Origin of the sequence: Enterovibrio makurazakiensis (assembly GCF_050336585.1) — a bacterium.
Lineage (GTDB): Bacteria > Pseudomonadota > Gammaproteobacteria > Enterobacterales > Vibrionaceae > Enterovibrio > Enterovibrio gelatinilyticus.
In genome coordinates, this window is record NZ_JAKJSE010000009.1 from 73,007 (window position 1) to 88,493 (window position 15,487).

General features: G+C 46.4%; 12 protein-coding genes. 7 read left to right on the top strand and 5 right to left on the bottom strand.

The genetic code is table 11. The annotated features are described in order from the left end of the window. The first annotated feature begins 240 nt into the window (after positions 1-240). The 3 genes from L4D06_RS07570 (at position 241) to L4D06_RS07580 (ending at position 3,227) form a co-directional block, all read left to right on the top strand. Complete coding sequence (locus L4D06_RS07570; RefSeq protein WP_429738573.1) at positions 241-1,308, top strand: ABC transporter permease; 1,068 nt, start codon at positions 241-243, stop codon at positions 1,306-1,308. Beyond that, on the top strand, positions 1,305-2,096 hold the full coding sequence (locus L4D06_RS07575) for an ATP-binding cassette domain-containing protein (RefSeq protein WP_429738575.1): 792 nt from the start codon (positions 1,305-1,307) through the stop codon (positions 2,094-2,096). Before L4D06_RS07570 ends, L4D06_RS07575 begins: the two co-directional genes overlap by 4 nt. Positions 2,097-2,228: 132 nt before the next feature. After that, positions 2,229-3,227 carry a substrate-binding domain-containing protein gene (locus L4D06_RS07580; RefSeq protein WP_429738576.1) on the top strand — a complete coding sequence of 333 codons (999 nt, stop codon included), beginning with the start codon at positions 2,229-2,231 and terminating at the stop codon, positions 3,225-3,227. Between the two features lie 50 nt (positions 3,228-3,277). On the opposite strand, the gene L4D06_RS07585 is transcribed toward L4D06_RS07580, so the two are convergent. Then, positions 3,278-4,186 (bottom strand): DMT family transporter, encoded by a 909-nt coding sequence (locus tag L4D06_RS07585; RefSeq protein WP_429738578.1) that lies wholly within the window; start codon positions 4,184-4,186, stop codon positions 3,278-3,280. 211 nt (positions 4,187-4,397) lie between these two features. On the opposite strand from L4D06_RS07585, the gene L4D06_RS07590 reads away from it, so the two are divergent. After that, positions 4,398-5,087, top strand: coding sequence for a DUF2786 domain-containing protein (locus tag L4D06_RS07590; protein ID WP_274162662.1), 690 nt, complete (start codon positions 4,398-4,400; stop codon positions 5,085-5,087). Positions 5,088-5,425: 338 nt separating this feature from the next. Beyond that, positions 5,426-6,409 carry an OmpA family protein gene (locus L4D06_RS07595; RefSeq protein WP_274162663.1) on the top strand — a complete coding sequence of 328 codons (984 nt, stop codon included), beginning with the start codon at positions 5,426-5,428 and terminating at the stop codon, positions 6,407-6,409. Between the two features lie 75 nt (positions 6,410-6,484). On the opposite strand, the gene L4D06_RS07600 is transcribed toward L4D06_RS07595, so the two are convergent. After that, the gene (locus tag L4D06_RS07600; RefSeq protein WP_429738579.1) at positions 6,485-7,051 is read right to left on the bottom strand and encodes a gamma-glutamylcyclotransferase family protein; all 567 of its coding nucleotides are present in this window, start codon (positions 7,049-7,051) and stop codon (positions 6,485-6,487) included. A 294-nt stretch (positions 7,052-7,345) separates the two neighbouring features. On the opposite strand from L4D06_RS07600, the gene L4D06_RS07605 reads away from it, so the two are divergent. Together L4D06_RS07605 and L4D06_RS07610 are read left to right on the top strand one after the other, a co-directional pair. Next, a complete protein-coding gene (locus tag L4D06_RS07605; protein WP_429738580.1) occupies positions 7,346-8,839 on the top strand; it encodes a carboxypeptidase M32 in 1,494 nt (497 codons plus the stop codon). Positions 8,840-9,310: 471 nt separating this feature from the next. Next, complete coding sequence (locus L4D06_RS07610; protein WP_429738582.1) at positions 9,311-10,234, top strand: hypothetical protein; 924 nt, start codon at positions 9,311-9,313, stop codon at positions 10,232-10,234. A 76-nt stretch (positions 10,235-10,310) separates the two neighbouring features. Here L4D06_RS07610 and L4D06_RS07615 read toward each other — a convergent pair whose 3' ends face one another. From L4D06_RS07615 to L4D06_RS07625, 3 genes are read right to left on the bottom strand one after another with little or no spacing between them, the layout of a single operon-like run. Then, positions 10,311-11,087: a M48 family metallopeptidase gene (locus L4D06_RS07615; RefSeq protein ID WP_429738584.1), complete on the bottom strand. Its 777-nt coding sequence runs from the start codon at positions 11,085-11,087 to the stop codon at positions 10,311-10,313. Beyond that, positions 11,084-14,350, bottom strand: coding sequence for a type I restriction endonuclease subunit R (locus L4D06_RS07620; RefSeq protein ID WP_429738586.1), 3,267 nt, complete (start codon positions 14,348-14,350; stop codon positions 11,084-11,086). Before L4D06_RS07620 ends, L4D06_RS07615 begins: the two co-directional genes overlap by 4 nt. A gap of 23 nt (positions 14,351-14,373) precedes the next feature. Next, positions 14,374-15,462: a PDDEXK-like family protein gene (locus L4D06_RS07625; RefSeq protein WP_429738588.1), complete on the bottom strand. Its 1,089-nt coding sequence runs from the start codon at positions 15,460-15,462 to the stop codon at positions 14,374-14,376. Positions 15,463-15,487: the final 25 nt, after the last annotated feature.

The window sequence follows — 15,487 nt, forward strand, 5'->3', positions numbered from 1 at the left end:
AACAGCGAAATCAGAGAAGGCATAGTGCCTTCTCTGACAGATCAGCAATCCTGAAATACCAAGTGACAACGTCACCAAATAGTGGCTCACACAGCTGTTGTAAACCTGCTAAGTCTCTAAGTTAATTGGCTGTAGTTTGATTGGATGTAAGTTAATTGGCTGTAGTTTGATTGGCTGTAAGTTACTTAGCGGTAAGTTGCTTGGATATTTTGAATCACGGACGCACTCAGGAGCGCGTAAATGTCATCACCTCAGCATCCCTCACCTCACAGTTCCTCGGCTAGTCATCGAACTGCGGGTGACCAACTCCCAAACAATGACTTGAGCTTTGTTCAACGTATTCAACTCTACCTTCACAACCATCCAACCGCCGTTCCCTGTTTGGTTCTGATATTGGCGGTACTATTTTTCTCCAGTTTGGTTGGGGACCGATTCTTCCACCCCTTCAACCTTTCGTTGGTGCTTCAACAAGTCACCATCATTGGCGTCATTGGTATAGCTCAAACCTTGATTATTTTGACTGCGGGCATCGACTTGTCTGTCGGCGCCATCATGGTGCTTTGCTCTGTCGTTATGGGCAGAGCAGCCATTGAGTTCGGACTTCCAGCGCCTGTAGCATTGTTTGCAGGGCTTTTGGTGGGTGCATTAGCTGGCATGGTTAATGGCTTGTTGGTGGCAAAAGTTAAACTGCCGCCGTTTATCGCCACATTAGGCACATGGAATATCTTCTTCGCACTGAATCTTTGGTATTCAAACAGTCAAACGATTCGCTCTCAGGTCATCGATCAACAAGCGCCACTTCTGCAATGGCTAGGTCATACCGTTGAAATTTTTGGTGCTCGCATTGCCTATAGTTCCATCTTCATGCTCGTGCTGTTTATTGTATTTTGGTACGCACTCAACTGGACAGCATGGGGACGGCATGTTTACGCCACTGGCGATGACCCAGACGCAGCAAGACTTGCAGGTATCCGAACCAAACGTATTCTTCTGTCGGTTTACATTACTGCTGGTGTGGTCTGTGCCTTGGCGGCTTGGGTACTAATAGGCCGAATTGGTTCTGTCAGCCCACAAGCAGGCTACACCGCGAACCTTGATTCCATTACCGCGGTGGTAATTGGTGGTACCAGCCTATTTGGCGGCAGAGGTTCAATTTTTGGCACCCTTATCGGTGCTTTGATTGTGGGGATATTTAGAAACGGCCTTGCCCTGTTGGGGGTAGACGTATTGTGGCAAGAATTCACTGTGGGTGTGTTGATCATTGTCGCCGTGAGTATTGACCAATGGATCAGGAGAGTATCGTCATGAGTGAATCGAATCACCCCCCAGTTCTACAAGCGCGCGGATTGGTCAAACGCTATGGACGAGTCACCGCGCTCAATGGTGCCGATTTTGACTTAATGCCCGGCGAGATTTTAGCGGTTATTGGCGATAACGGTGCGGGTAAATCAAGTCTCATCAAAGCCCTTTCAGGTGCGCTTATTCCCGATTCGGGAGAAATCATGCTTGATGGCAAGCCTCTTCGGTTTAGCAACCCAATGCAAGCAAGAGAAGCCGGCATAGAGACCGTGTATCAAAATCTTGCCGTAGCCCCCGCTCTCAACATCGCTGACAACCTCTTTCTAGGGCGAGAAATTAGACGTAATGATTGGCGCGGAAAATGGTTTCGCATGCTCGACAAAAAAGCCATGCGAGAGCAAGCCAAAGAGAAACTCACCGAATTAGGCTTGCTGACCATTCAAGACATTACACAGGCGGTAGAAACCTTGTCTGGGGGACAACGACAAGGCGTGGCAGTTGCGCGATCCGCTTTATTTGGTTCCAAAGTCGTGATCATGGATGAGCCCACAGCCGCTTTGGGTGTAAAGGAATCAAGAAAGGTGCTCGATCTGATACTAGAAGTCAGAAACCGCGGCATGCCCGTGGTATTAATCAGCCATAATATGCCCCATGTGTTTGAGGTTGCTGATCGCGTTCATATCCATCGACTCGGCCAGCGTGTTGATATTATTTCGCCTCAGACGCATTCCATGTCAGATGCCGTTGCCATTATGACGGGCGCAATGGAACCCGGGACAACCGAATATACACGGTAGCACTACACCGCACTCACACAAAAGCTATAGGTTTTGGGTTTTGGGTTTTGGGTTTTGGGTTGTGAATGATGAGTTGTGTGGAGGGGCGAGGAACTATGGGCATGATCATTAATACCATCAAGAGGATGAAATGTGGTCGGTTCTTGGTTAGCGATTAGCGTGAAAGCCATGTTTAGAACGATGCGTACATCAAAAGCAATAAGCGGTTTACTGCTTTTTATCGGTTGCGTGTTATCGCCTTGGTCACAGGCTGGCGTTGTGGCTGGCATTAGCGTGTCAGACCTGACTAACCCCTACTTTGTGACCATGGTTCGCAGCCTGCGAGATGAATTACAGACGACATTTGGAGACGATGTTCGACTGCTGGTTCGTTCAAGCGCTTATAATCACCCAAGACAAGTGCGGCAGCTTGAAGAGTTTGTCGCTGAAAAGGTCGACCTTATTTTTCTGGTCGCGTCAGATGAATATAAAATTGGCCCCGCAGTGAAGAATATTGTCTCTCAAGGCACCCCGATTTTTGCCATTGATGTACGCGCAAGTGGCGCAACAGCGACCATTACAACAGATAATATGCAGGCTGGCGAAATTGCGWGCGAAGGCTTGGCATCAGGGTTAAAAACTCAAGGGAACATTCTGATCATTAATGGTCCGCAAGTGTCTTCTGTGATTGAGCGCGTCGAGGGTTGTAAGCTCGCTTTGAAGCAATACCCTCACCTTGTTGTCATCAGTGATTCCTTAAACGGAACGGCGAGCATTGAAGGCGGATTAGAAAGCATGGCGTATGCATTGCAAGCTTACTCTCAAATAGACGGTGTTTTCGCGATCAATGATCGGACAGCATTAGGCGCTGAGCAAGCCATTGTTCAGGCAAACGCCAATACGCTTATCATGTCAGTCGATGGCAGCCCTGCAGCCAGAGACGCATTGATTCAAAAACGAAAAAGTTGGCTGGGCACTGCAACGCAGTTTCCTGATGCCATGAGCAAAGAAGCCGTCAAAATTGCAGCACACTGGCTCGAAAGCCAAGACGATGTCGATGTCGATGTCGATGTCGATGAAATTAGAACAGAAGTGCTTATCCCTACCAAACTGATGACCCCGAACAACGCACAGTCGTTCACGACTTGGTAGTCTATCGAGCCGTTATATTCAGATGATGTCCACTCACTTCATGCCAACCATTACGCCACGGATGACTGTTTTTGTTCGCGACCAACAAAAGTCACAGTAATACCAAGCAGAATCACAACGGCGGAGATCATCATACGCATAGTGATCTCCTCTGACATAAAAGCAAATCCCGCTAAAGAAGCGAGGATAGGCACAGTCAATTGCATCACTCCGGCTTGCGTCGCTTTAAAGTGCTTCACAACGCCATACCAAATCGCATAGCCAATGGCTGAAGCAATAGCCCCAGATGCAACAGCAAGCCACACACCGTCTTTGGACAATGTATTCATCGGGATATTGAGCAAGAAAAACGGGACGACAAAGAAAAGGCTCAAACGAAAGTTAATACAATTCGCTTTCAGTTGCGGCACCTTCATTTCTTTGCCAAGAACACTGTATACACCCCACGCCACGCCTGAAATTGACATCAGTATCGATCCCCACATATGAGGCGCATTGACACCCGGCGACACCAGATACCCCAAACCACAGATAGCCGTTAATGCACCGATGTACTCCAGTCCACTGGCACCACCCTCTCTGTAATGCGCATAGGCAAACATGGTCAACTGCACAAACGCGAATAAGATGAGAGCCCCCATCCCTGCGTCTAAGTAGAGGTAAGCAAAAGAAAACGTTGAAGCATAGAGGAAGAGCATTGCTGCGGCGAGCCAATGCTCCATTGAGTGGTTGGCTAACTTACAGCTTTCTTCAGGTACATCATTTTTTTTGCCCATCACTGAAGCGAGAACAAACAACACAACCGCTCCAGAAGCGAGCCGAATGGACGTAAAGGAAGCAGGGTCAATATCTGTACCTGCAAGTGCCAATCGACACAGTACTGAGTTAGCCGCAAAGAGAGTCATCGCGAGAACCGCCATCAATATGTATTTCAGAGAAAAAGACCCTTTTTGCTGCATGAGATTCCCGCCCTAGCTATCCGTGCCAATAATGACCGTGGCGTGCTTCTCTATCTTTCACAACTTTGAGAAAAAGAAAAACATTATCCGATGATGCGGAACTATCAGTCACTACTAAAAATGAAATTTCCTGCAACAATTAAACAATGCCATTTGGTTATTTGGCGATGAGAAGGTAAAATACTGCTCCCGTTTTTCAGTGGTGAAGTGAATGTCTGACGCTAAACGCAAAGCGCTTAAAAAGATTGCAAAATGTTTGGAACTGAGCAACTCATCCAACATAAACGAAGCCGCGCAAGCGATAAAAATGGCGCAAAGCCTGATGAAAAAATACGGCTTGGATCAAGACGATATTGATTTCATCAGAATGGGCAAAACCACGTCAGAAACCTTACTACCGACATCTATCAGTGACGCTATTCTTAAGATTATCCGTGGTATCAACACCCGATTCGGAGTCGAGTGCGTCCTGACGAATCACAAAGGTTTAAAGAAAGCAGAGTTTATCGGCGATGCTGATAGAGCCATCTTTGCCGCATTTGCATTTGATATTGTCTACCGCGAAATGAATGAGCACGTCGGTCAATTCCGTAACAGTTTCCAAGGCACTGGAACGTCACAGACCGAAATCACCCGTCGCATTGGATCGTTTACATTCGGTTGGCTTGACGGCGCACTTGCTAAACTCCCAAACATTGCCCCCGACGGCGATGCCGACAAAAAAATCAAAGACTATATCGATAGTCAGTTCAAAAACATCGACCGTGAAACTTTCAAGCAACAACTTCGCGATGCCATGAAAGGTATTACAGACGACTACGAAAAAGGCATGAAAAAAGGCAAACAAGTGTCGGTCAGTCGACCAGTGTCTGGAAAACAAGCAACAAAACGCCTTTACTGATAGTGAAAAGTAGGCGCTTCTGGGCGCCTCTACACCTTATTCCAATATATAAGAATCGTTCTCAACGCTGTAAATTCCACGCCTAATCTAACCGCAAGTCACTGAGTTTTAGTCACCTCTCGCCAAATTGAACTTTTTTTGAACACTGTTGTATTAAAAAAGCCTGAATTTTGCTCATATCTATTGTGTTGCAGTGTCTTCCCACCTAGCCTAGCTTTAAATCGCCGTAGGCTCGGTGATCAACAAAATTGCTAAATACGAACGAGTGATTGGTGACTTGTTAAGCAGTACCTGAGTCTCTTTTACCAAACCCTCTCTAGAAGGAATGGAGAAAACAAATGAAAAAAGCAGTGATAAGCCTTGGATTGATGGTGGCCTTGAGTCCAGTGGCAAGTGTATTCGCCCAAGATGATGCCAATTTTTATCTTGGTGGTCGAGTGGGCTCTTCCCAACTAGACGACGCATGCCAAATTGGTAGCTGCGACGACAACGATGTCGGTGGTGGTCTAATTCTGGGTTACGATTTTGGTAATAGCTTTTCAATCGAATCAACCTATGACTACCTTGGTCATTTTGATGCCAGCTACTCTCCAACCCCTGGCGCAATCAGCGGAGACCTAACTTCACTTACCTTAGCACCTAAGCTCGGCATTGGTATCACAGATGCCACCGACTTATACGGTAAAATCGGTGCAGCTTGGTGGAATTGGGATAGCAAAGCAGGCAATCAAGACGACCTTTCACTACTAGGTGCTATCGGTATTGATCACCGAGCGAATGACCTCGTTAACGTTCGTCTTGAATACCAATATATTCATGACATGGATGAAGCATACTTCAACGCTGATAATCATTTGATCAGTGCTGGTTTGACCTTCCATTTCGGCCGTACATCTGCGCCTGAACCAGTAATGGTTGTCGAAGAAGTCGTTGTTGTTGAAGAAGTGATCGAAACGAAGAAATACGTATTCTCTGAAGCTGACGACGTAGAACTTTTCGCATTCGGTAAATCAACACTTTCAAACGAAGCAACTCAACAACTGAACCCAATGCTTAAGCGCCTTCAAGATTTTGAAGAGTCTACCGCTATCATCATTGGTCACACTGACAGCGTTGGTTCAGAAGCATTCAACCAAACGCTTTCTGAAGAGCGTGCTCAAACCGTCGCTAACTACTTTACCGATAACGGCATCAGCGCAGACCGCCTAAGTGTTGTTGGTATGGGTGAAGGTGAGCCAGTAGCGTCTAACGATACTGAAGAAGGCCGAGCGAAGAACCGTCGCGTTGAGATTGAATCTCCTGAGTTTGTTTACGAAGAGTAATCACATTTAGTCAAACGACACGCCAAATCAAAAGCCACGTCTTATGACGTGGCTTTTTAGATTAATTGAACAAAATCAAATGCCAGCCGTCGGTTCACAGCCTACAAGCAAAGCATCAATAACCGGACGGTCTTCACTTCGCACACCCGCAACACGCTGATAAAGAGGACGAGAACGATCATTCAAACGGGGATATTGCCAACCGTGAGTGGTTGTTACGAATGTCTGTGCAAAATCAGCAGAATACCGAAGGCAACCAGCCATCACAGTATCAACGTAACTCTGCACCACTGGCTGAACCTTGCACGGAGTAATCACCTCTTCTGTCACGTAGACATAAACAGGCCCATCAATAACAAACGCATCATCCAATACCTCTACGCGTTCACTGTCCAACAATACCCGTTTATAGCCTGCCTCACGGATATCAAAAACATCGAGCGCGGAGTCGTCAATATGAATCAAAACACCATTGCAGTAACCATCCCCTTCACGAACAACAAGTGGAGACATCTTGGCTGAACTCACTTTACTCCAATGACGCTGCAAACCAGACACCAGCGCTGGAAAGGTCTTCCCAGTCTCACCCGTCAGTCGTCTAGATTCGCCATTAATTAAACTGCCATACCCAAAAATGTACATAAATCCACTTCTTCTTTGTATTTCCTACAGAATACTCGACATACGCATGCTAATGTCAAACAAACGAGGACATTGGCTGCACTAAGATAGGATAAAACACCTCGAACGCACTCTCAATCGGCGATTTTTCAAGCAGATAACGTTTGATTTCGTCATCATCATCGAAAAATTTAAGCTAAATAATAACAATGCGTAGTAACAGGATTATCATCGTCCTGATGAGCCTACCATGTTGGAATGGTTAGAATGGAATCTTTCACTGCTCACATTTGAGATACGAGATGGAATAACACTATGAAAGCGATAGAAAAATTAGAAAAGCAATTTCAAAAACTCGCAAGCTATGAACACTTAGCCGCCATTTGTGGTTGGGACCAAGCCGCAATGATGCCTTCAGGCGGCAACGAAGCACGTTCTCATGCAATGAGCGACCTTGCCGTGCTATGCCATGAAACACTCACCGACCCAAACATGAGCACTTGGATTAAAGAAGCGGAGCGAGACACGGAAACACTGACTGATGAGCAAGTCATTAACCTTCGCGAAATTAAACGCGTATGGACGCAGGCCACGCAACTGCCCTCTGAGTTGGTTGAGAAAAAATCCCTTATTGGTTCAAAATGCGAGCACGAATGGCGCAGCCAACGCACCAACAACGACTGGAACGGATTTGCAGAAAACCTCAAGAAAGTTGTTGAAGCAGCCAGAGAAGAAGCTAACACACGCGCTGGGCTTACCGGCATGCGACCATACGACGCCATGTTGGATCTTTACGAACCCGGTATGACAACTGAAAAGCTTGATGTGCTTTTTGGTGAACTGAAGACATGGTTACCAGCGCTCATTCAACAAGTGCTAGATAAACAAAGTAGCGTCAAGTTAAACGAACCTAACGGTCCATTCGAAACGGACAAACAAGCCGCGCTCGGCAAACAAATGATGCAAATTCTTGGCTTCGATTTCAATCATGGTCGCCTTGATGTCAGTACACACCCATTTTGCGGTGGCGTGCCTACAGATGTTCGCATTACCACGCGCTACGACGAGCAAGATTTCACCTCAGCTCTGATGGGTGTTGTTCACGAAACGGGTCATGCCCGCTATGAACAAGGCTTACCAAAAGCCTATCACGGTTTCCCCGCAGGCGAAGCCCGCTCAATGGGCATTCACGAAAGCCAGAGCTTGTTCTTTGAAATGCAAATGGGAAGAAATCCGCTTTTCGTAGACCACCTCGCCAAGCTATCTGCAGAAGCCTTCAACAAACAAGATGACGCTGCATTTAGTAGAGAAAACATCAACGCCCTCTACCAGCGCGTCCGACCTGGATATATCCGCGTAGATGCTGATGAAGTGACCTACCCTGCACACATCATTCTTCGCTTTGAGATCGAGCGCGACCTAGTCGAAGGCAAAATTGAAGTTGAGGATATTCCAACCCTGTGGAATGAGAAAATGCAGGAATACTTGGGCCTAACAACCGACGGCGAATACACTAATGGCTGCATGCAAGATATCCATTGGACCGACGGAAGTTTCGGCTATTTTCCGTCTTACACATTAGGTGCCATGTATGCGGCTCAATTCATGGCAGCGATGCGCAAAACCGTCGACGTGGATGCGTGCTTAAGGAACCTCGATTTCTCACCAATCAGTGCATGGTTGGAAGAAAATGTGTGGTCGAAAGGTTCAACGCTTTCCACTGATGAATTAGTGATTCAGGCCACGGGTGAACCGCTGAACCCGGAATATTTCAAACAGCATTTGATTTCGCGCTACTTGAACGATTGATTTGACGGTCCAGCGCAGCCAAAGGGCTGCGCTAAGTCGCTTTTGACACTCGACCTATCATAGTTAAGCTCACGCACTGACTTTCTTCTTATGAGAGCGAGGGCATTAACATAACACTTCCCTTTTCTCTCATATTAATCGGATTAGCCACTCTCTGATTGCTAGAAGGTTGTAATTTGTCCCGAAGAGTCATCGAGTTGCTATTTCGATTCAAAAACGAAGACACTACATAATTCCATTCATGAAAATAGACTCTCTTTTTCCCTACTTGTGACATTCAAGAGAGATTTGACATAATTGCGAGTCCATCTCCCCCCTCAACTTATTGATCGATAACCGAGAATATCACCTCGGTCTCAAGCAGATTAGTTGACCCGTTTTACATAGTTGATAAAAGGTCACCTTCCGCGCTGTACTTAATCGTAACCTCATGAATAATTGAGCAATACAGTTTAAGATGGGTGATTTTAAATGGATGAAATAAGAGTATTCCGAGTCAACGACTCAACCTGGGATGAGATGGTAAGTAGCATCCTGACCTGTCTTCTCTACGATGCTCCCTTCTTGCGGTTATACAAACAGGACGTTATCGCTATCTACAGTAAAAACAACTATGACCCGACTTTCTGCGCAAGAGAGAGTTTTGACCAATTTGTCGATCGCGTTGAGATTGAACACGTACTTTGTGTCCTATCGGAAAGCTTAGATAGGCAAACAGAAAGTCTAAGAGGTTGGGAGGTAGAAAACCGACGCCAGCTTGGAATGTCTGGTGTGGAAGTCACTGAAAATGCAGATTACATAGACATAAAAGCTGTCCTTAACCCTAGAAATACGGCAGACAGTACCAATTTTGATCTGAAATGGCATGCGCTTTCATTGCGGCAAGAAAAAGAGCATTCGTTAACAGTAGTGAGAGAGCTTACTCGCTCACGTTACTCCAAGTCCCACTCAGGGATAACAATCCTCAAAGGTGATAAGAAACATCTGGAATGGTTCGCATCTTATATCAGCATACTCATCGATAGTGTCGATAGTTTATTCCCAACAGCGTTTGAATCTGGAGAGTGGGCTTTCGAAGAAGACTGGACGGTTGAACTAAAAGCCTCTATTTCCAAAGTAACAAGTGAAGTTGCCCACTTTTCGTCATTACCGAAGTCTGAAAAAGAAAATGCAAACCTGGAAGAGCTTACAAGCGAGCTTTACGATTTGCCCAGATGGGTAGATGAAATAAGAGACCCATACTATTGCTATATAAATAATGGTATCGATGATTGTTCTTTCTACGAAAGCACCCACCAGCCCAGCCTGCTCGAATGCGCGTTTGAAGAGCTGCAAGTCCTTCTTGAACTGGAGTCAAAGCGTTTGCTGGCAAAGCTGGGAATTAGTGTCGACTAACCACAACATATTGAAAGGAGAGAGCACTCTCTCCTTTCCTAATTGAGGTACTGCCGCTGAGTTTGAGCCCAAAGCACTACTCGCTGAGGTACAGCTCAGCCATGACATCGAGCTGGCTTTTCACTTCCTTCCAATGTGGCATTACACTGGCGAGGAGCCGCCAGAAACGGTCACTGTGATTGTGTTCAGCGATGTGGCAAAGCTCATGAATGATAACGTAGTCGATACATTCTTTAGGCGCTTTCACTAAATGCGGGTTCAACATCAGAGTGCCTTTTGCGGAACAGCTTCCCCACTGTTTTTGCATTGGCATAACACGGAAACTGGGAATTCCCTCAACCCACTTAGCTTCAGGCAGTAACGCAGATAAACGCTGGTGGAAGATACGCTCGGCGCGAACTTTGTACCAACCAGATACCAAAGCTTTTGTTAGTGCCTGTTTATCTTCATTGAAACGATTGAGAATGACCAATAGCTTTCCACGCTCCATCTTTACTGTGGATATAGCCTCACTGTCTTCCACAACTTTCAGCACATTACGACGGCCCAGATAAAATTGCATTTCACCACTGACATATTGCTTTTCCTGCACATACTCAAGGTGAGATCGGAACTCCTTCAGCGCATCGTAAATCCATTTCGCTCGCTTCATCACAGCATCATGAATATCAGCTCGCCCTGCATCTTCAGGGGCATTGACAACCACTTCACAGCTCGGATGAACTTTAATGATGATCTTTCGCTTCTTACCTTCTGGATGTGGCTTGCGCACAACTTCATAGGGCACAGCTTCATCCCCGTAGATGAAGCTGTATTCCTCTATCACGCCCTCTTTTGACTTTACCGATGTCATACGTTGTAACCTGAGACACCAAGACGGGTGATTTGAATAATGTCTGCAATAACCGCTTTCGCGGCATCCATACCCACGGCTTTGAACAAAATCGGCAGCAAAGCACGGCGGATCTGGTTTTCTATTTCAGAAGGATTAATCGAGTATTCCGCTACCGCTGCAGTCACAGTCCGATCAATCTCCTGTGCATATTCAACAAAAGCATCTTCACCGAGGGCGTTTTCAGTACCTAGATGCTTCAAAAACAAACCAAAATATGCTTGAACATGGCGCTTAACTTTCGGGTCGAGATCAGCAAAACGGTCGGTTGGTACACCCTCAACATTGCGCTCTTTCACTTGCTCTTCAAAGTCCGCAAACAGCAAGTATTGTTTAACAGGCGCATCAAACATTTCTTTCGCTTGCTGAATCGCCTTTTTCAGCAGGTTTGAAAAATACTCCTGCGCGTATGGATCGTCCGCCAAATCTTGCTCAATCATCTTCGTGATACGGCCAGTGATCGCATCTTTCTTGTTGCGCGCCTCATCATCACTCAACTCTTCAGGCTTGGGTGCTTTACCCATATTTCCGACAAGATATGCGCCATCTGGCTCTTTGATTTCGACGCCACCAATGTGCTTGTCCAGCATCGCGCGGATATTCTCTGCGTACTCGTCGTAATCGACCGTTTCTTCCGCATCTTCTCGCACCTGCTTTCGAAGCTCAGACATGGATTTCAACGTTTTCTTGTAGAGTTCACGCTTGTCATCAAAGCTCTTATCTTCGAAGTAAGTGGCCGATTGCAACGCCACTTTCAGGCAGTTGGCGAACGCTGTTAAAGCTGCATAGAAGTCTTCACGATGTTTAAGGTTAGTGTCAGTTAGCTGGCCATCAATGGTGTCAATCTTTGGTGCTAAGGCTTGTCGTAGAGCCTGACCATCTTGCTTGTTGGTTACGCGGTCAAAAATAGCCCACAAAGCGCTATACAACCCTGGAAGCTTCTTGTACTCGGTATCCATACGTGCATACAACCCCTTCAAATCTTCGATATCAAAACCACCTTGAGTGCGTTCAGCAAGGTCCTGATAGTCTGCAATGGTCGAGTCCAGCTCTTTCAAAATGCCGCGATAATCGATGAGGTAGCCAAACTGTTTTTTGGAATGCAGACGGTTAACCCGCGCAATGGCCTGAATTAAATTATGCTGCTTGAGCGGTTTATCGATATACAGCACCGTATTCTTTGGCTCATCAAAGCCGGTGAGCAATTTATCAACCACGATCATAACGTCTGGGCCATCATCCTCGCCAAACGCTTCGATGATTTGCTTGGTGTAGGCTTTCTCTTCCAYGCTGCCGACGTTTTCTTTCCRCCAGCGTTGCACCAAGTCTTTGCTTTCGCCATCCACCGTATCGTGGCCTTCGCGGGTATCAGGTGGCGACATCGCTACCACAGAGGTAACCTTGCCGATGCTATCCAACAGCTTCTTGTACTGAATTGCAGAAGCTTTCGAATCACACGCTAACTGCCCCTTCAGACCTTCACGTTTAAAGTTTTGGAAGTGATCAGAAATATCGTGAGCGATGAGTTCCAAACGTCCTTCTGTTTGGTAAATCTGCCCTTTCTGGGAGAATTTTTTCTTGAGGTCAGTACGCTGCTTCTCTGATAGTCTGTCGGTAATGCGGTCAAACCAAGCATCAATCGCCTTGTCATTGGTGCTCAAATCAGGAATACGCTCTTCGTACAACAACGGCGTAACGGTTTTGTCTTCCACCGCTTGTTGCATGGTGTAGGAATGGATGATCTTACCGAATTTGTTTTCGGTTTTGTCATCCTTCAGCAACGGTGTGCCCGTAAAACCGATATAAGCAGCTTTAGGTAATGCCTGTTGCATACGGATGTTGTTTTCACCGTTCTGGCTTCGGTGACCTTCATCCACCAGCACGATGATGTCAGCACTGTCGTTAAAACAGTTTGGCTTTTCAATCGCCGAGCGGAATTTATTGATAATGGAGAAAATGATCCGCTCGTTCCCTTTGCCAATTTGCTCAGCCAGACGAGAGCCTGATGTCGCCATGGCCTCTTTCTTATCGCGGTCGCTGAGGACGCCACCAGAAGCAAACGTGCGAGCCAGTTGGTCTTCAAGATCAACGCGGTCTGTCACCACTACCACACGACACTTGGCCAATTCTCTTAGCCAAATCAGCGCTTTTGACAAAAAGACCATGGTAAATGATTTACCTGAACCTGTTGTATGCCAAATCACGCCGCCGTTTCGAGCTCCCTTTTCATCAAACGAGGTAACACGATCTATAAGAGCCTTAATACCAAACACCTGCTGATAGCGAGCGACAATCTTGCCTGCTTTCTTATCAAACAGGGTAAACAGGCGGGTCATTTCCAGCAGTCTGTCATGACGAAGCAATGAGACTAGCAGTCTGTCCTGATCGGTAACCACCAAGTCGCCACCCGCGATCAGGCTGAGGTATTCATCACGCACTTTTTGCGGCCTGTGGTTAAACAAAGCATCAAGCCGAGTTTGAGCGAGCTTGACGTTTTTCAGGCGAGCGAAGGTTGAATCTGTAATCTCTTCTTCTTTCCACTTCGCCCAAAATTTTTCTGGCGTTTTACAAGTAGCATAGCGGCCGTCATTTCCGTTAACAGAAAGCAGCAATTGGCTGTAAGCAAACAGGTGCGGGATCTCATCCACCTTCTGATTACGGATATTTTGAGAGATCCCCTCTGCGATGGTCGGTTTACCTTCTTGTGAAGAGTCAGGCCGTTTTGCTTCAATCACCACCCAGGGCAGGCCATTCACAAAACAGACGATATCTGGCTTACGTTTACCGGTGCCATGCACATTCTCCACTTCAAACTCTTCCGTAAAGTGGAAACGGTTGTTCTCTGGTTTTTCCCAATCAATTACTTGAATGGTCGGGTTGGCCTTCTTTCCATCGATAAACTCGGTAACGCTGATCCCGAATGTCATGTCGTTATAGAGCTTTTCGTTTGCAGCCCCCAGCCCTTCGTTCATCGCTGGTGTAGATAACTGATGCACGATCTTGTCGATCGCATTTTCAGACAATGGGTGCACCTTCCCCATGAAGGTAAAGGTTTTCTGCCTCAGCACTTCCCGAAGCACATCTTGCAGCACCACGGATGACAGGCTGCCACGTTTTGTAGTGCACACAGAAGGCGGGATGAACTGATAACCAAGGTTGGTCAGCAAAGTCAGCGCCGGAATTTTCGCACTTTGTTCTTCTTTGAAGTTGGGTACATTTTGCATCGTTATTGATTACCGTTGCTCAATTACTTGCTGAGTGTTGGACGAATTTCGCGCTCGAATTTATCCATTAAGCGCATTTTGTGTAGGAGTTTTTCCTGCATAGCTTCCTGAGTAGTTTCTTTGAATTTCGCCTTGTAACATCGGTATGTATCACGCACTTCATTCCAACGTTCAATGCAATCTGATTCATTGAAATGATCATCAGCAATTTTACGACGCGCTTCGGTGACCATGTCGCCACAATAGTAGTTAATGCAAAAAGATTTATCCCGACGACCATCGAGGAATAGCACTACATCCGATTCCGTCGGCCAGTCTTTTATCGCAAAACGTATTGCTGGAAAACCATACCAATGAACCACTGCGCTGTTTAGTTCTTCATCCAGTGCACTCGCCAGAAATTGATGAAGTGATTGTTGATACCCCTTAATCACCTTCAGCTTTAAGTCTTGTGCTTCTTTGATTTGGGAGAGGTTATTCAATACAAAATCGAGGTTTTCTTCTGAGAGACTGGGCTTAGACATAGTGTTCTCCAAGTGAAGCAAAAATTCTCGCAGCAATATCACCCACTTGGTTAAAGGTTGGGAAATAAACTGTTCTGCCAGTTTTGTTTTGAGGGCATCGATCAGAGCGGGATAGCTTATCCCCACCCAATTAGAAAAGCGTGTGGGAGCGATACCAGTGGGTGAAAGCACGAGATATAGCGGACGCTTATCCTTGAAGTATCTTTCTACGTGGTGCTCGTATTCGTCAAATGGATTGTTTTGCTGGTGAAAAATCTTGTTCTCCAACACCATTACCCACTCTGCGTTTTGGAGCAACAGGTCGATTCGTTTTCCGTTCGGTGTGCTGACCTCCCGCTCGGGAGGTGATGCCAGCGAGCAGTCAATATCTTGGTGCGTTTCAGGCAAGCAAGAGACTAATGCCTCAAGTACCAATGAGCCCAATCCGTGCGGTGCTGTGTCATCGATAAAAAAGGCCAAAACGTCGGTGGTTGGATTCTCGTAATACCCACGGCTACCAATGCTAAACAGGGTGGGTTCGGGCACTTCTGTTTGCTGCAGACTTGCCATTTCTGCTAATAGTGCTTTCGTCTTTTCAACGACGCTCATTTTTGTACTCACGACTCAAAGTGAC

Bases quoted from the DNA above. Each gene is read 5' to 3' on its own strand.
- L4D06_RS07570 (WP_429738573.1), top strand. From the start codon at position 241: ATGTCATCACCTCAGCATCCCTCACCTCACAGTTCCTCGGCTAGTCAT.
- L4D06_RS07575 (WP_429738575.1), top strand. From the start codon at position 1,305: ATGAGTGAATCGAATCACCCCCCAGTTCTACAAGCGCGCGGATTGGTC.
- L4D06_RS07585 (WP_429738578.1), bottom strand. From the start codon at position 4,186: ATGCAGCAAAAAGGGTCTTTTTCTCTGAAATACATATTGATGGCGGTT.
- L4D06_RS07590 (WP_274162662.1), top strand. From the start codon at position 4,398: ATGTCTGACGCTAAACGCAAAGCGCTTAAAAAGATTGCAAAATGTTTG.
- L4D06_RS07595 (WP_274162663.1), top strand. From the start codon at position 5,426: ATGAAAAAAGCAGTGATAAGCCTTGGATTGATGGTGGCCTTGAGTCCA.
- L4D06_RS07600 (WP_429738579.1), bottom strand. From the start codon at position 7,051: ATGTACATTTTTGGGTATGGCAGTTTAATTAATGGCGAATCTAGACGA.
- L4D06_RS07605 (WP_429738580.1), top strand. From the start codon at position 7,346: ATGAAAGCGATAGAAAAATTAGAAAAGCAATTTCAAAAACTCGCAAGC.
- L4D06_RS07610 (WP_429738582.1), top strand. From the start codon at position 9,311: ATGGATGAAATAAGAGTATTCCGAGTCAACGACTCAACCTGGGATGAG.
- L4D06_RS07615 (WP_429738584.1), bottom strand. From the start codon at position 11,087: ATGACATCGGTAAAGTCAAAAGAGGGCGTGATAGAGGAATACAGCTTC.
- L4D06_RS07625 (WP_429738588.1), bottom strand. From the start codon at position 15,462: ATGAGCGTCGTTGAAAAGACGAAAGCACTATTAGCAGAAATGGCAAGT.